General features: G+C 71.4%; 18 protein-coding genes. 6 read left to right on the top strand and 12 right to left on the bottom strand.

The genetic code is table 11. The features are described 5' to 3' along the window. The first annotated feature begins 71 nt into the window (after positions 1-71). Positions 72-878 carry a transglycosylase SLT domain-containing protein gene (locus ACQPY0_RS45910; RefSeq protein WP_432975752.1) on the top strand — a complete coding sequence of 269 codons (807 nt, stop codon included), beginning with the start codon at positions 72-74 and terminating at the stop codon, positions 876-878. Here the strand turns inward: ACQPY0_RS45910 and ACQPY0_RS45915 are convergent. Then, positions 875-1,207, bottom strand: coding sequence for a hypothetical protein (locus ACQPY0_RS45915; protein WP_432975755.1), 333 nt, complete (start codon positions 1,205-1,207; stop codon positions 875-877). The two genes, ACQPY0_RS45910 and ACQPY0_RS45915, sit on opposite strands and share 4 nt — an antisense overlap. Positions 1,208-1,245: 38 nt before the next feature. On the opposite strand from ACQPY0_RS45915, the gene ACQPY0_RS45920 reads away from it, so the two are divergent. After that, positions 1,246-1,797 (top strand): TIGR03086 family metal-binding protein, encoded by a 552-nt coding sequence (locus ACQPY0_RS45920; protein WP_432975758.1) that lies wholly within the window; start codon positions 1,246-1,248, stop codon positions 1,795-1,797. Here ACQPY0_RS45920 and ACQPY0_RS45925 read toward each other — a convergent pair. From ACQPY0_RS45925 to pnuC, 7 genes are read right to left on the bottom strand one after another with little or no spacing between them, the layout of a single operon-like run. Beyond that, positions 1,772-2,683 (bottom strand): STM4011 family radical SAM protein, encoded by a 912-nt coding sequence (locus ACQPY0_RS45925; RefSeq protein WP_432975761.1) that lies wholly within the window; start codon positions 2,681-2,683, stop codon positions 1,772-1,774. The two genes, ACQPY0_RS45920 and ACQPY0_RS45925, sit on opposite strands and share 26 nt — an antisense overlap. Then, a complete protein-coding gene (locus ACQPY0_RS45930) occupies positions 2,680-3,990 on the bottom strand; it encodes an STM4012 family radical SAM protein (RefSeq protein WP_432975763.1) in 1,311 nt (436 codons plus the stop codon). The genes ACQPY0_RS45925 and ACQPY0_RS45930 overlap by 4 nt, the downstream gene beginning before the upstream one ends. Beyond that, entirely contained in the window at positions 3,984-4,778 is a 795-nt protein-coding gene (locus ACQPY0_RS45935) for an STM4013/SEN3800 family hydrolase (protein WP_432975766.1), read from the bottom strand. Before ACQPY0_RS45935 ends, ACQPY0_RS45930 begins: the two co-directional genes overlap by 7 nt. After that, the gene (locus ACQPY0_RS45940) at positions 4,775-5,815 is read right to left on the bottom strand and encodes an STM4014 family protein (RefSeq protein ID WP_432975769.1); all 1,041 of its coding nucleotides are present in this window, start codon (positions 5,813-5,815) and stop codon (positions 4,775-4,777) included. Before ACQPY0_RS45940 ends, ACQPY0_RS45935 begins: the two co-directional genes overlap by 4 nt. Beyond that, positions 5,812-6,726 (bottom strand): STM4015 family protein, encoded by a 915-nt coding sequence (locus ACQPY0_RS45945; protein WP_432975772.1) that lies wholly within the window; start codon positions 6,724-6,726, stop codon positions 5,812-5,814. The genes ACQPY0_RS45940 and ACQPY0_RS45945 overlap by 4 nt, the downstream gene beginning before the upstream one ends. 11 nt (positions 6,727-6,737) lie before the next feature. Then, positions 6,738-7,832 carry an AAA family ATPase gene (locus tag ACQPY0_RS45950; RefSeq protein ID WP_432975775.1) on the bottom strand — a complete coding sequence of 365 codons (1,095 nt, stop codon included), beginning with the start codon at positions 7,830-7,832 and terminating at the stop codon, positions 6,738-6,740. After that, complete coding sequence (gene pnuC, locus ACQPY0_RS45955; protein ID WP_432975778.1) at positions 7,817-8,446, bottom strand: nicotinamide riboside transporter PnuC; 630 nt, start codon at positions 8,444-8,446, stop codon at positions 7,817-7,819. The genes ACQPY0_RS45950 and pnuC overlap by 16 nt, the downstream gene beginning before the upstream one ends. A 16-nt stretch (positions 8,447-8,462) precedes the next feature. Between pnuC and ACQPY0_RS45960 the strand changes: the two genes are divergently transcribed. After that, positions 8,463-8,756: an antibiotic biosynthesis monooxygenase family protein gene (locus ACQPY0_RS45960; RefSeq protein ID WP_432975781.1), complete on the top strand. Its 294-nt coding sequence runs from the start codon at positions 8,463-8,465 to the stop codon at positions 8,754-8,756. Here the strand turns inward: ACQPY0_RS45960 and ACQPY0_RS45965 are convergent. Both ACQPY0_RS45965 and ACQPY0_RS45970 read right to left on the bottom strand, forming a co-directional pair. Further along, entirely contained in the window at positions 8,753-9,610 is an 858-nt protein-coding gene (locus ACQPY0_RS45965; RefSeq protein WP_432975784.1) for a hypothetical protein, read from the bottom strand. The genes ACQPY0_RS45960 and ACQPY0_RS45965 overlap by 4 nt on opposite strands. Positions 9,611-9,810: 200 nt before the next feature. Beyond that, complete coding sequence (locus ACQPY0_RS45970; RefSeq protein ID WP_432975787.1) at positions 9,811-10,011, bottom strand: hypothetical protein; 201 nt, start codon at positions 10,009-10,011, stop codon at positions 9,811-9,813. Between the two features lie 523 nt (positions 10,012-10,534). Between ACQPY0_RS45970 and coaE the strand changes: the two genes are divergently transcribed. Beyond that, the gene (gene coaE, locus ACQPY0_RS45975) at positions 10,535-11,122 is read left to right on the top strand and encodes a dephospho-CoA kinase (protein ID WP_432975790.1); all 588 of its coding nucleotides are present in this window, start codon (positions 10,535-10,537) and stop codon (positions 11,120-11,122) included. A 296-nt stretch (positions 11,123-11,418) separates the two neighbouring features. Beyond that, positions 11,419-13,575, top strand: coding sequence for an excinuclease ABC subunit UvrB (gene uvrB, locus ACQPY0_RS45980; RefSeq protein WP_432975793.1), 2,157 nt, complete (start codon positions 11,419-11,421; stop codon positions 13,573-13,575). A 975-nt stretch (positions 13,576-14,550) separates the two neighbouring features. Here uvrB and rpsA read toward each other — a convergent pair. Continuing rightward, the gene (gene rpsA, locus ACQPY0_RS45985; protein ID WP_432975796.1) at positions 14,551-16,047 is read right to left on the bottom strand and encodes a 30S ribosomal protein S1; all 1,497 of its coding nucleotides are present in this window, start codon (positions 16,045-16,047) and stop codon (positions 14,551-14,553) included. A 261-nt stretch (positions 16,048-16,308) separates the two neighbouring features. Here rpsA and ACQPY0_RS45990 point away from each other — a divergent pair, with 261 nt between their 5' ends. Continuing rightward, positions 16,309-17,118, top strand: a complete 810-nt coding sequence (locus ACQPY0_RS45990; protein WP_432975799.1) for a class I SAM-dependent methyltransferase — start codon at positions 16,309-16,311, stop codon at positions 17,116-17,118. A gap of 1,339 nt (positions 17,119-18,457) precedes the next feature. Here ACQPY0_RS45990 and polA read toward each other — a convergent pair. Then, a complete protein-coding gene (gene polA, locus ACQPY0_RS45995) occupies positions 18,458-21,148 on the bottom strand; it encodes a DNA polymerase I (protein ID WP_432975801.1) in 2,691 nt (896 codons plus the stop codon). Positions 21,149-21,184: the final 36 nt, after the last annotated feature.

The raw sequence follows: 21,184 nt of genomic DNA on the forward strand, positions 1-21,184 counted from the left end.
AATCGGCAATAATGGATGATTTTGACGATACGGCCGAATTCGAAACGCCTCGTCGCCGACGGCGTGGCGGCGTGGTCCTGCTCAGCGTCGCCGTCGCGGTGGTGCTGATCGGCTGCGGGGTGCTCGTCGGCCTGGCCAAGGGCGTCGACCTCGACCGCCAGCCCGTCGCCGGCAAACAGGGCGATACCCGATCAACCCCCATCGCCTCGTACTCCGCGCCGCCGCCGACCTCCGAAGCCCCGGTCGCCGCGGTGCAGACCTCGTCGACGCCCTCGAAGAAGGCCCCGTCGCCGAGCAAGACCACCAAGAAGCCGTCACCGAAGGTCACCGAGACCGTCCAGCCGCCGGCGCCACCGCACGACGTGCCGGCCTGCACGCCGAGCCGCGGCCCCAACCAGCTGCCGAAGACCAAAGTCAAGGAGTACCTCGACACCGCCGCGACCACGCAGTTCTGGGGCACCAGGACCGACCCGGACTACGAGCAGATCCGGGTGCCGCAGCGGCTGCTCTACGCGATCGCCGAGCAGGAGAGCGGCTGGCAGACCGACATCAAGGCCTGCGACGGCGGCCTGGGCGTGATGCAGATCATGCCGGGCACTCAGGCGTTCGTGAACAACCGCTTCGGCACCGACTGGGACGGCACGATTCCGCAGCAGAACGTGATGCTCGGGGCGAACTACCTGGCCTGGCTCATCGCCTATTACGGGCCCAAGCTCGGCACCTACGACATGACCGACACGAAGCTGCTCAACGCGGTCATCTCAGCCTACAACTGGGGCACCGGCGGCGTGGACTACGCGAATGCGAAATATCCGAATCCGCAATACGTCCAGAACGTCCGTGCCCTGATGGTGTCGAGCCGCGCGGGAAACTACTAATCGTCCTGGAACGTCGACGGGCCGACGTCGGTGTAGCGGCCCGCGTCGGCGTCCCACTCGAACTGCCGGCCCTCCGAGCCCTCGGCGACGATCTTGCCGAACGCCGGGTAGCGCTCGACGAGCCACTCCAGGTCGGGCATGAGCAACTCCCCCGCGTCGGCGAGCTGCTCGTCGGTCTCGTCACCGACGAGCAGGTTCCACCCGCTGGCCCGGCGCCCGTCGGGGGCGGGCGGCAGCGTGGCGTCCTCCGGATCGTGGTACACGTATCCGGGAGTCAGCGACTCGTCCTCCACGAGCCGCCGCGACGCGAACGCGATCAGATAACCCATGCCGACCAGTATGGCTTGTGCCGATTCGGAGGCTTCCAGTGAGCAGCGCCGCCGAGCATCGCGAGACCGCCGGGCGGTTCACCGGGCTGGTGCGGGGCACGACCGACTGGTCCGCGCCCGCTCCCTGCGCCGGGTGGACCGCCCGTGATGTCGTACGTCACCTCATCGAATGGCTCCCCGGGTTTGTTTCGTCCGGGGCCGGCGTGACGCTCCCCGCCGGCCCGTCCGTCGACGACGACCCGGTCGGGGCCTGGGTGGCGCACACCGACGCCGTGCAGGCGCTGCTCGACGACCCCGCCTCGGCCGAGATCCACTTCGCCAACCAGCACACCGGCCGGATGCCGCTGCGGGCGGCGATCGCGACCTTCTACACCTCCGACGTGTTCCTGCACACGTGGGACCTGGCCCGGGCGACCGGGCAGGACGAGCGGCTCGACCCGCGGCGGTGCGCTGACATGCTCGCCGGGATGCTGCCGATGGATGCGGCACTGCGCTCCAGCGGCCATTACGGGCCTCGGGTCGAGGTGCCGGACGACGCCGAGCCGCAGACCCGTCTGCTGGCGTTCATCGGCCGCGACCCGCTCGCGTAGCTTTTGCTGCCCCGGCGGCGGTCAGCGCGGCCGGCGGGACCGACCACAGCGGAAGCTCATGCGGGACGCGCTCCAGGATGCCGCCGGCGAAGACGTCGTGCAGGGGCAGGGTGCGCAGGTGGACGTATCCGATGTGGCAGTCGCACTCGCGGTTGGGGCAGGGGCGTTGCCCGCGCCGGGCCGTCCACGAGCCGTCGTAGAGGTTGCCGAGCGGCTCGGGCACGAAGTGGCAGCGCCGCACGGTGCCGTCCCCGAGCACCGAGATGACGTCGTCGCCGGTGCGGCACAGCTGCCCGAGCGAGCGGTGCGGCCGGACGCTGTAGCCGAACAGCGGGTCGAGCGCCGTCCACGCCGCTTCCTCCTCGGCGGTGTAGGTTTGCCCGTCGGCGGCGTTCACCCACAGGTATACGCCCGGGTCGAGCCGGCGCCGCAGTTCGACGGCCGCCGCCAGGTGCCCGGGCAGTCCGACGACGCCGACGGAGTGGCGGATCCCGTGCCGGCGCAGCGTCGCGCTCGCGGCCAGGAAGCGTTCGAGGCCCGTCTGGCCCGGATGGTACGTGCACCACAGCGCCAGCTTCGCCGGGTCCGCGTCCGCGACCCAGCCGAGCCGGGCGGACAGGTTCGTCTGGATCGCGGCCCGGGCCACGTGCGGCAGGTGGGAGAGCTCGACGAGGGCGGCGCGATACCAGCTGCGGGTGAGCCCCTCGCCCCACGGCGTGAACAGCACCTCCACCGGCTCGTCCGCGTCGCGCACCCAGGCCACGAAGCGCTCCAGGTTCGCCCGGTCGGCGCGCAGCCGCTGCGGCGGGTCGCGGCGCTTGGCGAACGGACAGTACGGGCAGTCGTAGTTGCAGCTGGCGAGCGGGCCGCGGTAGAGGATCCTCATCGCGTCACGTGCCCGGCCATGGCGGCTCGGACACCGCCGGAGATCAGCCAGGGTCCGATCGCGTCGGAGCGGGCGAGCCCGTCCGCGGTCAGCCGGTGCCCCTCGGCGTAGCCGGCGGTGCGCAGCGACTCCAGCGCCGGGAAGTCGTCGTCGACCGCGGTGCCGAACCGCGCCGCGTAGGCCGCCGCGTCCACGCCCTCGGCCCGCAGCAGCGACTTGAGCAGCCACCGGCGGCGCCGCTCCCCCGCGTCCAGCGCGAACCCGACCTCGGCGACGTCGAAGTCCACCGCGGGGCGGGCCAGATAGTCATCGAGGATGCCGCGCACGTGCCGGACCCCGACGGCGTAGTCGAACGAGTAGTGCAGCGCGGTGGTGTAGGAGCGGGCGCCGCAGCCCAGCCCGACCATGCCGTCGTCCTGGCAGCAGTAGTCGTCCGGCGGGGTGCTCTGCGTGGTGGGGCGGCGGAACTGGCGCATCGAGAGCTGCTCGTAGCCCTCGGCGGCGAGGCGGGACACGGCGTGGCGGTAGAGCTCCAGGCGCTGGGCATCCCAGTCCGGGTCCGAGCCGTCGGCGGTCTCCCGGCGGCCGAGGCCGGTCAGCGGACGGACGTAGAGCGGGTAGAGATACAGCTCCTCGGGTGCCCAGCGCAGCGCCGCGGACAGCGACTCGTCCCAGGTGGCACGGGTCTGGCCGGGGATGCCGTAGATGAGGTCGATGTTGAGCCCGGCGGGGCCGGCCGCCCGGATCGCGTCCAGGGCGCGCTCGACCTCGGCGCGGCGCTGCGGGCGGCCGGCGGCGTGGGCCTCGGCGTCGAGGAAGCTCTGCACGCCGATGCTGATCCGGGTCGCGCCACGCTCGTTGAGCACCGCGAGCCGGTCCGCGGTCGCCGTGGCCGGGGACGTCTCGACCGACAGCGGCACGGGTTGGAAGTCAACGCCGGTCGCCGCCTCAAGCAGGTCGAACAGCTCGGTGAGCTCGGGCGCGGTGAGGTATGTCGGGGTGCCGCCGCCGATCGCCGCTCGGGCGTAGCGGGCGCCGGGCAGTGCCGCGGCGACCTGGCGGGCCTGACGGCGAAGCTGCGCCAGGTAGGCGGTGACCTGCTCGTGGGGCGGTGCGGCACGGGTGAAGAGGTTGCAGAAGCCGCAGCGCATCTCGCAGTAGGGGATGTGGGTGTAGAGGAACAGGCTCGTCGTGTCCTCGCCGGCCCACACGTCGGCGAGGCGGGGGCGTGGCTCGAGGGGGCGGTAGGCGGTCTTGTGCGGATACGCGTAGAGGTAGCCCTGATACGGCGGGCCGAGGCTCACCATGCGCCGGCCTCCAGCGTGAACTCGGCGTAGGGCACCGTCCACACCACCTCGTGCGCGAACCGGTGGCCGGTGTGGCCGTCCTCGCCGTAGGCGGTGCCGTGGTCGCTGCACACGATCACGCGGCAGGGCCGGCCCCGCGACGTCGCCAGCCGCAGCAGCGTCGGCACGTGCCGGTCGACATACTCCAGTGCCGCCCCGTGCGAGGCGAGCGAGTCCTCCCCGGCGCCGGGCAGGTAGTGCCGGTTGGGCTGGTGCAGGGCGGCGACGTTGACGAACGTGAACAGCGGCCCGCTCGCCGGCACGACCTCGGCGAGCCGGGCGAGCTGCGCCTCGAAGCACGCCGGGTTGGTGACGCCGAACTCGCGGGTCCAGTGCGCCTCGTCGAACAGGCCCGGCAGCACGGTGCCCTGGGCGGAGGTCATCGCGAAGAAGCCGACGCCGCCGACGCAGACGGTATGGTAGCCCTCGGCGCGCAGCCCGGTGACCACGTCGGGGGCGTCGAAGACCCAGGTGTCGGCGCCGATGGTGGTGCTGCCGGGGAACCGGGCCGCGAACGGCCGCTCGTGCGGGCCGGGCGTGAGCGGGGTGGGCAGGAACCCGCCGAAGAAGGCGTGGTGCGCGGCGTAGGTGAACGAGGCGGGCGTGTGCCGCCGCTCCCACGCCCCGCCGGGCAGCACCTTGGCGAGGTTGGGCGTGCGCCCCCGCACGAGCAGGGCGGCAGCGACGTCGTAGCGCAGGGTGTCGAGCGTGACGAACAGCAGGTCGTGGGAGCCGAGCAGCGACTTCATACGCCCACCGCCAGCCTCTGCAGGGCCTCGATCTCGGCGGCGTAGGTGTCACGGCCGTCGACGAGCAGCCCCGGCAGCAGGTCGCCGAACGCGTTGACCTCGGCGACGGCGTGCTCGGCGTGGCCCGGAGCGAGCATCAGGTCGACGCCGGCGTGCAGGCTGCCCGGGAAGCAGGCGGCGGCCCGCTCGCAGGTGGCCATCGCGGCCGCCCACCGCTCCTCCCCGACCGCCGCGCGGATCGCGGGCAGGTCGCCGCGGGCGTTGCCGAGATGGAGGTTGGTCAGCGGGGTGCGGCTGGTGCGGGCGACGACGTGGCCGGCACGGCCGGCGATGACGACGACCCGCAGGTCGAACACGCGCCCGTCGTGGGCAGCCTTGGGGAACCAGCGCTCGACGTGCAGGCCGTCGGCGCCGAGCCGGTCGACGATCGCGGCGACGGTGCGCTCGTCGGTGTAATGGTGCACGCGCAGCTCGTTGTAGAGCCGGCCGCCGTCGGGGACGGCGGAGGTGTAGGCGCTGACCCGGCCGCGGCCGAAGGCGAGCGCGACGACGCCGGAGGCGGAGCTGCCGTGGGCGGGCTTGACGAACACGCGGGGCCATCCGGCGGCGCGGACCTCGGCGTAGCTATTCGCGGGGAAGCCGTCGGGGACGGCGACGCCGTGCTCGCGCAGCCGGGCGTGGCAGCGGCGCTTGTCGAACATGCCGGCGAGGTCGTCGACGGGGGTGATGAGCGGGCCGGTGGCGGCGCGCTCGACGCGGCGGGCGGCGGCGACGAAGCCCTCATACCACGCGGCGAGGCCGACGATCTCGCCGTGCCCGGCCGGGCGGGCGGCACCGCGCAGGAGGCGGTCGACCTCGGCGTCCTCCCCCGGTGACTCGATGCGGACCACCGTGCCGGCCGGGATGGTGAAGTCGCCGGCGCACACGTCGCGCCAGCCGACGACCGCGGGCTCGGGGAGCCCGGCCGCGACGGCGGCGGCCCGGAACATCGTGACCCGCCGGTGCCCGGGGATCCCGACGACGGTGATCGGTCTCATTCGGTCACCGAGACGTATCGGAAGCCGTCCTCTTCGGCCTCCTGCTCGTTGGAGACGTCGACGCGGACGCCGGGCAGCTCCTCCTCGAAGCGGGCGGCCACGTCCGGGGACATGAAGTGGTGCGACAGGTCCAGCGAGTGCAGGTGGGTCAGCGGCTGGCCGAGCAGCAGCGCCTCCGCGCCGGCGTCGGACAGCGCGCCCATCGACAGGTCGAGGCTGGTCAGCCGGGCGACGACCGGGGCGCCGGCCAGGGCCGTGGCGATGTCGTCGGCGATCTCGGCGTTGCGCAGGGCGAGGCGGCGCAGTGCCGGCAGCTCGGCGCCGTTAAAAATCGGGGCGAGGTCCTCGACGGTGGCGTCGGCGCCATACTCCTGAACGCCCAGCCACAGCTCCAGGTCGGCCAGAGCCGGGAACGACGAGTCGCACAGGCCCCGGATGAACCCGACCGGCAGGCCGCCGCTCTCCACGCACAGCTCCTTGAGGCGGCGGTGGCGCACCGGAGAGAGCCGCAGCCCGTCGGCGCCGCGGATGTGCAGGACCTCCAGGCCGGGGAACGCGCCCAGCAGCGGCGCGTAGTCGGTCTGGTTGATCCACGAGATCTCGCACTCCTCGTAGGTCATCTCGCCGACGAAGAGGGCGCGCAGGTTGGGCAGGCGGTCACGGGCGGCGACGAGCAGGTGCAGCGGCGGGCCGCTGTCGTAGGCGTCGGACCAGGAGCCGATGAGCAGCGCGGTGACGGTGTGGCCGCCGACGGTGTCGAGCAGCCTGTCGAGGGCATCGGACAGCTCGTGCTCGCCGTGGGAGATGCGCCAGGCGACCGCCTCGCCGTGCCGTGGCCGGTGGCGCTGGCGAACGTCGAACCGCTTGACGGGCAGGCCCGCGAAGGTGGTCAAGTTGCTGCCGATCGTCATGGCCCGGGACGTTAGCAGGACCCTCCGACAATTCTTGCCGCAGTGGCCGGGAGCAGCGGCGATGCAAGATTCCAGCCCGCTGCGAGAAGATCGTCGCAGGCCCGGATCGCTCGGGTGAGGCGCTCGCGGTACGACCCCGTCAGCTCGACCCACGGGACCCCGAGGACGGCGAGCTCGTCGCGGAACCGCCCGGTCATCCAGGCGCGCAGGTGCTCGCCGTCGCGCATGCCGTCGTCCTCGAACGGCACGCCCTCGTCGCCGGTGAGCAAGTACAGGTCGGGTTTTCTGGCGGCCGCCCGGACCTGCGGCGACGCGCTGCCGAGGTATCGCTCCTCCCATATCCGCGTCGCAAAACTGTCGGTGTCGCAGAGCAGAATGGGGCTGCCGGATCGGGCGGCGGCGTCCTCGGCGGCGTTCTGCTCGCGGGTGACGGTCACGAAGTCCTCGCGGGTCCACTCGAGGTCCGCCATCGCCTGGCCCGGCGCCAGTTCGGCCAGCTTCAGGGAGGTCAGCATGCGTCCGAACTCCTCGACCCACGCCGTAGCGGCGAAGACGCCCCCGCGCAGGCGAAGATGCGTGGCCAGGGCGCGGGTCATCGTGGTCGTGCCCGTCGACTCGGCGCCGACGACCACGACCCGCTTCACGAACCAGGCGCGCACCGGCGGGGCCAGCATCGCCCAGTGGGCGGCGGGGTCCGCGCGCACGGCGGTGCCCGACACCGGCACGGCCGACCGGGCGGGGTCCACCGGGACGTGGACGGCGCCGAAGCGGCGGGCGAGCTCCTCGCCGTATGCCTCGGAGGAGAAGACCCGGTCGACCCGGCGATCGCCGACGGCCCGGCGGAACACGGCCGTATGCGCCCGCCACGCCTGCTGCGACCCGTAGTCGATCGGCGTGTCGTCGTAGACGCCGACGAACCGCACGTGCGGGGAGCCGGCGTGCACCTCGCGCAGCCACTCGAGCCGGTCCTGCAGCGGGATCGACTCCACCGTGGACGGTGCGACGACCACGGTCACCTCGTCACAGGCGCGCGCCGCGGTGTCGATCAGGTGATGGTGGCCGGCGTGCGGCGGGTAGAACTTGCCGACGACTAGTCCATGGACCACGCGGGGCTCCCCTGCGGTGCGGTGCGCAACTGCTCGCGCCACGCGCGCAGGCCGAGCACGCACAGGGCGAGGAAGACCAGATACAGCAGGGCGGTCAACCACAGATCCTTATAGCCGTAGAGGGGGACGTAGACGACGTCGACGGCGATCCACAGCCACCAGCTCTCCACGAGCCGACGCGTCTGGCCGTAGGTGGCCAGCAGGGACACCGCGGTCGTGAGCGCGTCGGGCCCGGGAACGGTCGACTCGGTCCAGCGGTCGAGGTACCACCACAGCGCCACGGTCAGCAGCACGCCCGCGATCGCGAGCCACCACCACTCGGCCCGGGTCGTCGAGCGCACCCGCTGCTCGACCCGGCCGGTGCCCCAGCGCCACCACCCGTAGGCGCCGAGGCCGACGTAGACGACCTGCAGCCAGGCGTCGCCGAACAGCCCGACGTGCCAGAACGCGACCATGAGCAGGAGGTTGTTGGCGATACCGATCGGCCAGTTCGCGATGTGCTGGCGCACGACGAGATAGACGCAGAGCAGTCCACTGGCGAAGCCGAGCAGCTCGGCCCAGGTGGTGGGCGCGCCGAACGCATGGAGCGCCGCGGAGGTCAGCCAGTCAAGCACGGTCTACCCTAGCTGGATGGTTCTGGAAGTCGCCCTGATCGACGTCGTCGAAGGCCGCGAGGACGAGTTCGCCGCCGCATACCGTAACGCCCACGAAATCCTCGTCACCACCCCCGGCTGCCGGTCGGTGCGCATGACCCGGGGCATCGAGAGCGCCTCGCGCTTCGTCCTGCTCGTCGAGTGGGACTCCGTCGATGCGCACCTGGACAACTTCCGGGCCACGGACCGGTTCACGCAGTGGCGGGGGCTCATCGGGCCCTACTTCGACGGAGCCCCCCGCGTCGAGCACTTCGCCGACGTCCAGCCCTAGTCGCCGGCCTTCTTGTAGACGATGAAGTCCAGGTTCGAGGTCCACAGCGCGCCGGCGACCGGCTCACCGATGCGGGTCATGAACCACGCGTAGCGCCCGTCGCTGGTGCGCACGCACACCTTCGAGCCGGGCAGGAGGCTCGCCAGCACGACCTGCCCGGCCCAGGCGGCGTCGGGCACGCCCGTGCAGGCGGCCAGCGACGGCGTGTCGGCGGTCAGCAGAACCGCGAACCGCGCACCGTTGGCGGCGGTCAGGCCGATCGCACCCGCGGTGATGTCGGCGCCGGCGCTCTGCTTGAGGCCGCTGTCGAGGTCGTACGCGTCGTCGGGCTGCCCGGCGAGGACGACGAACTGGGCCGTGCCGGCGCGCAGGATGCCGGTGCTCGGCGGGGCGGCGGGCACCGTGCTGGCGCCCGAGCTCGGGTCGGCCGAGACCGCCCCGCTGGGCTGACCACTCGGGTCGGCGCTGGCCGAGCCGCTCGTCCCCGCCCCGGCCGGCTCGCTCGCGCCGGCGCTGGCGCTCGCGCTGTCACCGGCGACGGGCAGAGCCGGCGCGGCCGTGGTGGCCGCCGCGGCCTCGGTGGGGCTCTTCGGGGAATCGTCACGCGTCGCCAGCACCCCACCGACGGCCGCGATGACGAGGACGATCAGGCCGACGGCCAGCGCGGCGATCCGTCCCTTACGCGAGGGTTGTTCGATCCTCTCCGGTTCGCCGGCCTCCGGTTCGCCCCGGACGGGCGCCGGCTCGGGCTCCGCCGGGGCCGGTGCCTCCTCCTGCGGCGCGGGCTGGCGCGGCACGATCGCATACGCCGACGTGGGCCAGCCGGATCCGCCGTCCAGCGGCGAGTCGGACATCCACCCGCGGCGGCTTCTGGCCGGAGGCGGCGGCGACCCGTTGACCTGGTCCTGGCTGTGTTCCGTCGGTGGGTCCTGCCGTGGGGGGCGTCCCGGCTCCATGCAGCGTGTCCTTCTGGTCCTGGCAGATGTGCAGTGTGCAGTTGCCCGGCAGAGTATCGCTGACGGCCCACGACCCGCGCCACGGCGGAACGGCCCCTCTAACGCGCCAGCATCTGGGCGACCGCATTGGCGCCGGCGGCCGTGTACCAGCCGCTCACGACCAGCATCCCCAGGACGGTCAGGGCGACGACGAGGCCCATCGGCTCCGGCGAGGTGCGCCAGCGCATGCTGACGCGGCGGTGCCGGGCCCGGCGGACGAGGCGGCGACCGGACGCCGTCCTTCCGCTACCCTCCGACATGAAGCCTGCCCAATCGCGGCGCGCCAGGCCCGGCCGGCCCAGGCTGTGTCGCCCCACTGTCATGATCGCCCCCGGGATCTCGCTTGAGTCGGAAGGTATCTTGACAAACCACGCCATCCATGCAGACCACGCCGGTCGAGCCCCGGCCACCGGCTCGGATTCACCTTCAGGTGTGATGGGTTCTTGATATCTCCCCAGCTGAAGCAGCGGGATTCAACCCTCGCGGGTTGTGCGTTCTGCTTCACCGACAACAGCCGACCCGGGCTACCGGCAAGGGACGGTGTACCGCCCATCGGTCTTCCATCGTCTCCACAGACGTCACTTCCCGCCAGCCCGGCGGTAGGCCCGACTGGCTTGGTCATCACCGACCGGGCCGCACAAACTTAGCACATGTGTTCGCTTGCGCACTCCGGGTGGTAGACGCCAGATTCGCCGTGGCGGCGAACGGGCTTTTTCTGCCCTGACCCGCAGGAGATCCGTTTCCCCTCCGGCCTGAAGGCCGGAGTATCCACGGAGGTATCCGATGAAGATGGTGGGGCTGACCGGCGGCATCGGGGCGGGCAAGAGCGCGGTGGCGCAGCGGCTGGCGGCGCTCGGCGCGGTGATCGTCGACGCCGACCGGCTGGCTCGCGAGGTGGTCGCGCCGGGCACCGAGGGGCTCGCGCGGGTCGTCGAGGCGTTCGGGCCGGGCGTGCTGGACCCGTCCGGGGCGCTGGACCGGCCGGCGCTGGCGAGGATCGTCTTCGCCGACACCGAGGCCCGCGGACGGCTCGAGGCGATCACGCATCCGCTGGTCCGGGCCCGGACAGCGGAGCTGGTGACGGCGGCCCCGCCCGGCTCGATCATCGTCAACGACGTGCCGCTGATCGTGGAGAAGAACATGGCCGGGCTGTACTCGCTGGTCGTGATCGTCTTCGCGTCGCTTTCGACGCGACTCGACCGGCTCATCCGCATTCGCGGCATGTCGCGGGACGAGGCGATGGCGCGGATCTCGGCGCAGGCGAGCGATGAGCAGCGCCATGCCGTGGCGGACATCGAGATCTTCAACGACGGCACGCCCGAGGACCTGGACCGGGCGGTGGCCGCCGCTTGGGAGGCGATTCGGCGCTGATCTGCCGTCTTCAGGTGGTTCGTTGCGGTGTTTCAGGGCGCTCGCGGCGGCCGGTCGCGCGGTGCGCGCGATCCCGCCTCGGTGCGCTCGCCGGCCGTGACGGGCCGGGGCTGCAACCGGGCGCCGGGAGGGCCAGCGTGATGGGCGGGCCTGCTCTCCGGTCGGCCGCCGCGAGCGGCCTACGACGTCTACCGTAGACCGGTGATGTTCCCCACACAATCGTCAGGTTGAATACGGACGACCACCCAGGGCAAGGACCCGGAAAGTTGTCATACCCCCCGCGTACGGTTGGGGGCATGGCGCTCGACATCCCACGCTTGGACCGTCGTTTCGAGGTGGTCAGCGAGTACAAACCCTCCGGCGACCAGCCCACGGCGATCGACGCGCTCGCCAAGCGGGTGCGGGCCGGGGACCGGCACACCGTGCTGCTCGGCGCGACCGGCACCGGCAAGAGCGCGACCACGGCCTGGCTGGTGGAGCGGCTGCAGCGCCCGACGTTGGTGCTCGCTCACAACAAGACCCTGGCCGCGCAGCTGGCCAAGGAGTTCCGCGACCTGATGCCGCACAACGCGGTCGAATATTTTGTCAGCTACTACGACTACTACCAGCCCGAGGCCTACATCCCGCAGACCGACACCTACATCGAGAAGGACTCGTCGGTCAACGAGGAGGTCGAGCGGCTGCGGCACTCGGCCACGATGAGCCTGCTGACCCGGCGCGACGTCATCGTGGTCGCGACCGTCTCGGCGATCTACGGCCTGGGCACGCCCGAGGAGTATCTGGACCGGGCGGCGAAGGTCACCGTCGGCGAGGAGATCGACCGGGACAAGCTGCTGCGGCGCCTGGTCGACATTCAATACACGCGCAACGACATGGCGTTCAACCGCGGCACGTTCCGGGTGCGGGGCGACACGCTGGAGATCATCCCGGCGTATGAGGAGCTCGCGATCCGCATCGAGTTCTTCGGCGACGAGATCGAGCGCCTGTCGTATCTGCATCCGCTGACCGGCGACGAGATCCGCCAGACCGACTCCCTGCTGATCTTCCCGGCGACCCATTACGCCGCCGGCCCGGAGCGCATGGAGCGGGCGATCGCCGGCATCGAGGCCGAGCTGGAGGAGCGCCTCGCCGATCTCGACCGCGAGGGCAAGCTGCTGGAGGCGCAGCGGCTGCGGATGCGCACCACCTACGACGTCGAGATGATGCGCCAGGTCGGGTTCTGCAACGGCATCGAGAACTACTCCCGGCACATCGACGGCCGCGAGGCCGGCAGCCCGCCGCACTGCCTGCTCGACTACTTCCCGGACGACTTCCTCACCGTCATCGACGAGTCGCACGCCACCGTGCCGCAGATCGGCGGGATGTACGAGGGCGACGCCTCCCGCAAGCGGACCCTCGTCGAGCACGGGTTCCGGCTGCCCAGCGCGCAGGACAACCGGCCGCTGCGCTTCGACGAGTTCGAGGAGCGGGTCGGTCAGACGGTCTATCTCTCGGCCACCCCGGGCCCCTGGGAGCTGGACAAGACCCGCGGCGAGTTCGTGGAGCAGGTCATCCGCCCGACCGGCCTGATCGATCCCGAGGTCGTGCTCAAGCCCACCAAGGGCCAGATCGACGACCTCATGCACGAGATCAAGCTGCGCACCGAGCGCGACGAACGGGTCCTGGTCACCACGCTCACCAAGAAGATGGCCGAGGACCTCACCGACTACCTCCTCGAGCACGGCATCCGCGTCCGCTACCTGCACTCCGAGGTGGACACGCTGCGCCGGGTCGAGCTGCTGCGCGAGCTGCGCCGCGGCGAGTTCGACGTCCTCGTCGGCATCAACCTGCTCCGCGAGGGCCTCGACCTGCCGGAGGTGAGCCTGGTGGCGATCCTCGACGCGGACAAGGAGGGCTTCCTGCGCTCCGGCACCTCGCTCATCCAGACCATCGGTCGCGCGGCCCGCAACGTATCCGGCCAGGTCCACATGTATGCCGACAAGATGACCCCGTCGATGGCCCACGCGATCGACGAGACCAACCGGCGGCGGGCGAAGCAGCAGGCGTACAACACGGCCAACGGCATCGACCCGCAGCCGCTGCGCAAGAAGCTCGGCGACATCCTCGACGACATCTACCGCGAGGCCGAGGACACCGCGGGCGCGGTCAGCGGCCACGGCCCGGGCGGCGCCGTGGTCATCGGCGGCGGCCGCCAGATGAGCCGCGGCAAGTCGCCGGAGAACATCCGTGCCCGGCAGAAGGGCGGCGGCACGAAGGGCGCGGCAGGGGCCCCGTCGGCGCCGGCCCGCGCGGGCATGGCCCGCGCGGAGCTCGCCACACTGATCCAGGACCTGAACGAGCAGATGCTGGGCGCGGCGCGGGAGCTGCAGTTCGAGCTGGCGGCCCGCCTGCGCGACGAGGTCGCGGAGCTGAAGAAGGAGCTGCGTGCGATGGACGTGGCGGGGGTGAAGTAGCCCGCCCCTCACCTCACCCCGCACGGCGGCCGGCGCCAGGCCGACGTTCCCCCACGCCCGGGGAGCGCCGGCCCGGAATGCCGCATCCCGCACCCTTTGGCAGATCGCGAGCTCCTGGTTCGCCCAAGGCTCCTGGCGATGCCGCGGCACGATCGCCACCCCCGGCTCGGGCGGCCGGCGCCGAGGCGCTGCCCGGGTCGAGGCCGCTGAGCTGCCGGAGAAGGTCAAGGAGGCGGCGCTGCGCGAGGTCGGCCGGCTCGAACGGGCCAGCGACCAGTCGCCGGAGGCCGGCTCGCGGAGGGCCGACCGAGATCGTTGACGATGAGCGCTCGCCGCATCCTGGAGTCTGTGGGGGTCGCAAGCTCCGGACCCGCCCGAGGCCGCCGGCGATCCCCAGCTCTCGATCATCGACTGTGTGACGTCTGGCGCGTCTCATGGTCCGCGGCGGATTGGCGGCCGAGCGCCATCCTGCCGCCTCGGGCTCTCCACCAACGCCCAGAGCCTCCAGCGGCCGGAACCACCGCAGCCGCCCGGACGCGTAGCTCCGGCAGGTCGGCGGACTTGCGGTTACTCTGACAGCCAGATCGCGCAGGTGCCTGGTCGCCGGCTCATGAAGGCGGCGTGTTCCTGGCCGTTGGGGTGGTCGACCGCTCGTTCAGCGGCCACGCCAGTTCGGCGGCGTCCAGGTCCTGGAAGCCGGTGACCCGGCCTGCGCCGGGGTGGCGTCGCCGTTGAAGGGGTACGGGTCCTGGCACGCCGGTGGCGGCGAGCCGCCGAACGGCTCGGGCGGCCGTCGGCCCAGTGATCATCGTCGTCGCCACGGGCGGAGATGGCCCCTCGACTGGCCCGTGCGGCCCCCAGGGAACCGCGCGCCCGGGCGTCGCGGTGGTGGCGGCCCCGGCCGGAGACGAAGAGGCCCCGGTCCCTTGCGGGACCGGGGCCTCTCAGGACTGGCTAACCGGCTGGCCGGTCAGTTCAGCTCTTGCCGCCGGCGAGCTTCTCGCGGAGGGCGGCCAGGGCCTCGTCCGTGGCCAGGGTGCCGGAGGGCTCCTCCGGGGCGCGGGCCGCGGTCGGGGTGGACGACGAGACCGAGCCACCCTGCGGGGCCGCGGCGGCCGGCTCGGCGGTCGCGTCCGCCTGGCGGGCCGTCTGGACCTGCTTGGTGTGGGCCTCCCAGCGCTGGCGGGCCTCGGCGTACTGCTGCTCCCACGCCTCGCGCTGCTTCTCGAAGCCGGGCATCCACTCGGCGGTCTCCGGGTCGAAGCCCTCCGGGTAGATGTAGTTGCCCTGCTCGTCGTAGGTGGCCGACATGCCGTAGAGGGTCGGGTCGAAGTGCTCCTCGCCCTCGACGAAGCCCTCGTTGGCCTGCTTGAGCGACAGCGAGATCCGGCGACGCTCGAGGTCGATGTCGATGACCTTGACCATGACGTCCGAGCCGACCTGGACGACCTGCTCCGGGATCTCGACGTGGCGCTCGGCCAGCTCGGAGATGTGGACCAGACCCTCGATGCCGTCGTCGACGCGGACGAAGGCGCCGAACGGAACCAGCTTGGTGACCTTACCCGGCACGATCTGCTGGATCGCGTGGGTGCGGGCGAACTGACGCCACGGGTCCTCCTGGGTCGCCTTCAGCGACAGGGAGACGCGCTCACGGTCCAGGTCGACGTCGAGGACCTCGACCTCCACCTCCTGGCCGACCTCGACCACCTCGGACGGGTGATCGATGTGCTTCCAGGACAGCTCGGAGACGTGGACCAGGCCGTCGACACCACCGAGGTCGACGAACGCACCGAAGTTGACGATCGAGGACACGACGCCCTTGCGGACCTGGCCCTTCTGCAGCTTGTGCAGGAACTCGGTCCGGACCTCGGACTGCGTCTGCTCGAGGTAGGCGCGGCGGGACAGGACCACGTTGTTGCGGTTCTTGTCCAGCTCGATGATCTTCGCCTCGAGCTCGCGGCCGACGTAGGGCTGCAGGTCGCGCACCCGGCGCATCTCGACCAGGGAGGCCGGCAGGAAGCCGCGCAGGCCGATGTCGAGGATGAGACCACCCTTGACGACCTCGATGACCGAGCCGCGGACGACGCCGTCGTCTTCCTTGATCTTCTCGATCGTGCCCCAAGCGCGCTCGTACTGCGCGCGCTTCTTCGACAGGATCAGACGGCCTTCCTTGTCCTCCTTCTGGAGAACCAGGGCCTCGATGTGGTCACCGACCGACACGACCTCAGCAGGGTCGACATCATGCTTGATCGACAGCTCGCGCGAGGGGATGACACCCTCGGTCTTGTAGCCGATGTCGAGCAGGACCTCGTCCCGATCGACCTTGACGACGGTGCCTTCGACGATGTCGCCGTCATTGAAGTACTTGATGGTCTCGTCGATCGCGGCGAGGAATGCCTCCTCGGAACCGATGTCGTCGATGGTGACCTTGTTACTGCTGGCGCTCGAGGTGGCCTCGATGCTGCTCGTCATGTGGGCTGTTGCTCCGGTCGGTGGATTTGCCTGGTAAACCTGCGCGCTCCCGCGGACCCGTCGTCGGGCACAACCCGCCTGTCGCAGTGCAGGATCAGTGCATTGGAAGCTCAGGATGTGTTCGGCGACCGTGAGCCTGCTCCATGCCGAGGCCGCACAAACCCACGAGTGCACCGATCAGCCTACCCTGCGCAATACCACATGGTCCAACCCTCCCCCATACCCGATCTGCCGACTTTCGCAGGCCTACCGTTGCACCCCATGGAATCGTCACCTGACGCAGGCGTCACACGACGCGCCGTGAGCGCCGCCGAGAGCCGCCGGGCCAGCCGGCGCTGGTGGGACACCGACGCCGACGCCTACCAGGAGGAACACGGATCCTTCCTGGGCGACGTGGACTTCGTGTGGTGTCCCGAGGGCCTGCGCGAGGCCGACGCCCACCTACTCGGCGACGTCGCCGGCCGCCGCGTCCTGGAGATCGGCTGCGGGGCGGCGTCCTGCTCCCGGTGGCTCAAGACCCAGGGCGCCGCCGTCGTGGCGTCCGACCTGTCCGCCGGAATGCTCCGCCACGCCATCACCGGCGCCACCCGATCGGGCGTGAGCGTCCCCCTCCTGCAGGCCGACGCGAACGCGCTGCCGTTCGCCGAGGGCGTATTCGACATCGTCTGCACCGCCTTCGGCGCCGTACCCTTCGTGGCCGACTCCGCCCACGTCATGCGCGAGGCCTTCCGCGTCCTGCGCCCCGGCGGCCGCTGGGCGTTCTCGATCACCCACCCGATGCGGTGGGTCTTCCTGGACGACCCGGGCGAGGGCGGCCTGGTCGCCGTCCACTCGTACTTCGACCGCCGCGCCTACGTCGAGGAGGACGAGCGGCACGTCCCCACGTACGTCGAGCAGCACCGCACCCTCGGCGATCGCATCCGCGAACTGGTCGCCGCCGGCTTCGTGCTCAACGACCTGATCGAGCCCGAATGGCCCGACGGCCACGACAAGACATGGGGCCAGTGGAGCCCCCTGCGCGGCAGAATCTTCCCGGGCACGGCGATCTTCGTCGCCACCAAACCATGCTGATATCCGAAATTTCCGATCTCGGCCGCCCGTCGGCGAGGGGATCACAGCACGTCTCGACCTCACTCCAGCAGCCGCATCACAGCAATCCCGGACAACAGCGAACGAGGGCGTACTTCCGAAATGTCCCCGTAGCCCCTTTCGCGCCGAGCTAGAGGTCCGCAACAAGGGCGACGGATGGCGCGCCCTGAGCTGAGTCCGGGTCTGCCCGGCGCTGCGGCCCTGACCCGCGGGCCAGGGCCGCAGCGCGTCGAGGCTGGCCGGGTCGAGCCGGTCATGGATCGACCCGACCGCGGCCTGAACCTGCCAGGGGCTGCCCCAGCCAGCCGCTGCGGCCGCCAGCTTCGATCGGCGGCCGCGGAGGGGCGAACACATGCTGTGCGGTCGACGGCGACCGCCACACGACCGCGGCGACGCGCTCAGCCACGGGCCCGCTTCGACCGCCGCCGCAATCGGCGAGCACACGCCAGGCGGCCGACGACCACCATGGACTGCGGCGGGCGACACAGACCACGGAGCGCGGCACGAACGACGGCGTCGTACGATGCGCTCCGAACGGCAGGCCCGCGCCGACCGCGGGGCCGCAACGGTCCGTGAACACACACCAGGCCCCAAACAACGACCACGACCCACGCCGGACCACACCCCGAGCAGCGCAAGCCACGACGCCCGACGATGCGCTCCGAGCCGCAAGCCCCACGCCGACCGCAGGGCCACAACGGTCCGTGAACACGCACCAGGCCGTGCACAACGACCACAGCCCACGCCCAGGCGACACCAGCCAGGCCTGGCGGCCGGAGCCCCAGCCGCAGACCGCGCTGCAGCGGTCCGCGGACACACGCCTGGCCGCGCACAACGACCACGGCTCACGCCGGACCGCACCCGGAGCCGCGCAAGCCATGACGCCCAACGATGCGCTCCGAGCCGCAGGCCCCACGCCGACCGCGGGGCCGCGGACACACCCCTGGCCGCGCACAACGACCACCGCTCACGCCGGACCGCACCCGGAGCCGCGCAAGCCACGACGGCCAACGATGCGCTCCGAGCCGCAGGCCCCACGCCGACCGCGGGGCCGCGAACACACACCAGGCCGCGCACAACGACCACAGCCCACGCCCAGGCGACACCAGCCAGGCATGGCGGCCGGAGCCTCGGCCGCAGACCGCGCGCTGCAGCGGTCCGCGAACACACGCCTGGCCGCGCACGACGGCCACGGACCGTGCCGGACCACGCCCGAGGCAGCGCACGCCGAAGCGGCCGGCGTTGCCGCGGGGGCGAGCTGGCCCAGGTGCGGTCGGAGCGGCCCGCGGTCGTGGAGCAGGTGTACGGACGGGTTATGGGGTCAGTGGTCGGCGGCGTTCCAGTCCTTGCCGATGCCGACCGAGACGCCCAGTGGCACGTCCAGCGGGTACGCGCCGCCCATCTGTTCGCGGACCAACGCCTCCAGCGGCTCGCGCTCGCCCAGGGCGACCTCGAAGAGCAGCTCGTCGTGGACCTGTAGCAGCATGCGGGAGCGGAGGCCGGCCCCGCGCAGGGCGGTGTCCACGCGGAGCATGGCGACCTTGATGATGTCGGCCGCCGAGCCCTGGATCGGGGCGTTGAGGGCCATGCGCTCGGCCATCTCGCGGCGCTGGCGGTTGTCGCTGTTGAGGTCCGGCAGGTAGCGGCGGCGCCCCAGTACGGTCTCGGTGTAGCCGTCGCGGCGGGCCTGGGCGACGATCTGGCGCAGGTAGTCGCGGACGCCGCCGAACGTGGCGAAATACTCCTCCATGAGGACCGTCGCCTCGGCCGGCGTGATGCCGAGCTGGGTGCCCAGGCCGTAGGAGGACAGGCCGTAGGCCAGGCCGTAGTTCATCGCCTTGATCTTGCGGCGCTGGTCGGGGACGACCTCGTCGACCGGGACGGAGAAGACCGAGGACGCGGTGGCGGCGTGGAAGTCGAAGCCGGAGTTGAAGGCCTTGATGAGGGCGGCGTCCTTGGACAGGTGCGCCATGATGCGCATCTCGATCTGGCTGTAGTCGGCGGTCAGCAGGGTCTCGTAGCCCTCGCCGACGACGAAGGCGCGGCGGATGCGCCGGCCCTCCTCGGTGCGGATCGGGATGTTCTGCAGATTGGGGTCGGTGCTGGAGAGGCGGCCGGTGGCGGCGACGGTCTGGAAATACGTCGTGTGGATGCGCCCGTCGTCGCTGGTCGACTTGAGCAGCCCGTCGACGGTCGTCTTGAGCTTGGCGACGTCGCGGTGGCTCAGGAGGTGCTCCAGCAGCGGGTGCCCGGTCTGGGTGAAGAGGCTCTGCAGGGCGTCGGCGTCGGTGGTGTAGCCGGTCTTGATCTTCTTGGTCTTGGGCAGGCCGAGTTCGTTGAAGAGGATCTCCTGCAGCTGCTTGGGCGAGCCGAGGTTGAACTCGCGCCCGATCACGCCGTAGGCCGCCTGGGCCGCGCCCTTCACGCCGGCGGCGAAATGGGCCTCGAGCTCGCTGAGGTATTCGGTGTCGGCGGCGATCCCGGCCCGCTCCATCTCGGCCAGCACGTTCACCAGCGGCAGCTCGACCTCGGCCAGCAGGCGGGACGAGGAGTCGCCGTCGCGGCGCAGCTCCTCGCCGATCGCCTCGGAGAGGTCGAGCGTGGCCCGGGCGCGCAGCATCAGGTTTTCCTCGGCCTCGCCGGTGTTGCCGCCGAGCCCCTCCAGGGTGAGCTGGCCGTTGTCCGGGGCGTCGACGCGCAGCTCGCGCTTGAGGTATCGCAGTGCGAGGTCGTTGAGGTCGTAGGAGCGCTGGTCGGGGCGGGCGAGATACGCCTCCAGCGCGGTGTCGCTGGCCACCCCGCCGAGGTCCCAGCCGCGGGCGAGGAAGGCCAGGCGGGCGGGCTTCACGTCGTGCAGGACCTTGGGGCGGTCCTCGGCGGCGAGCCAGGCGCCGACGGCGGCGTCGTCGGCCGCGTCGAGCTCGGCCGGGTCGAACCAGGCGGCCGGCCCGTCGGCGGCGGCCAGGGCGATGCCGGTCAGGCTGCCGGTGCCGCGGCCGAACTTGCCGGCGACGGCGACGCCGACCCGGGCGCCGGGCGCGGCGTGCTCGTCGAGCCAGGCGGCGACGCCGCCGTGCAGGACCTCGCCGTCGAGGTCGAAGCCGGACTCGGCCTCGGGCTCGACCGCGTCGAGATACTGATACAGACGGTCCCGCAGCACCCGGAACTCCAGCGAGTCGAAGATCTGGTGCACCGCCTCGCGGTCCCAGCCCTTCCACTTGACGTCCTCGGGGTCGATCGACAGCTCAAGGTCGTCGACGAGCTGGTTGATCTCGTAGTTGCGCATGACGTCGGCGAGGTGGGCGCGGACGTTCTCCCCGGCCTTGCCCTTGATCTCGTCGACCCGGGCGATGATCCCGTCGAGGCCGCCGAACTGCACGATCCACTTGGCGGCCGTCTTGTCCCCGACGCCGGGGACGCCGGGCAGGTTGTCGCTGTCCTCGCCGACGAGAGCGGCCTTGTCCCGATACTGCGACGGCGGGATCCCGTAGCGCTCCTCGACCCGGGCGGGGGTCATGCGGTCCATCTCGGTGACGCCGCGCTTGAGGTAGAGCACCGTGACGTTGTCGCTGACGAGCTGGAACGCGTCCCGGTCACCGGTGACGATCGAGGTCGGCCAGCCCAGCTCGGTGGCCCGGCGGGCGAGAGTGGCGATGACGTCGTCGGCCTCGTAGCCCGGCTTCTCCACGAACGGGATGCGCAGGGCGTTGAGGACCTCCTTGATCAGGTCGACCTGGCCGGCGAACTCGGGGCGGGTCGCGGCCCGGTTCGCCTTGTACTCCGCATACTTCTCCAGGCGGAACGTCTGTCGCGACACGTCGAAGGCCACGGCGATGTGCGTGGGCTGCTCGTCACGCAGCATGTTGATGAGCATCGACGTGAAGCCGAAGACGGCGTTGGTCACCTGGCCCGTGGCCGTGGAGAAGTTCTCCGTGGGCAGGGCGAAGAACGCCCGGTAGGCGAGCGAGTGCCCGTCGAGCAGCAGCAGCCTGGTGTCAGTCGAACCCGTCACGCTTGGCGACTCTAGTCGCCCCCTCTGACATTTTTC

Origin of the sequence: Dactylosporangium sp. CA-233914, assembly GCF_050942935.1 — a bacterium.
Taxonomy (GTDB): Bacteria; Actinomycetota; Actinomycetes; order Mycobacteriales; family Micromonosporaceae; genus Dactylosporangium.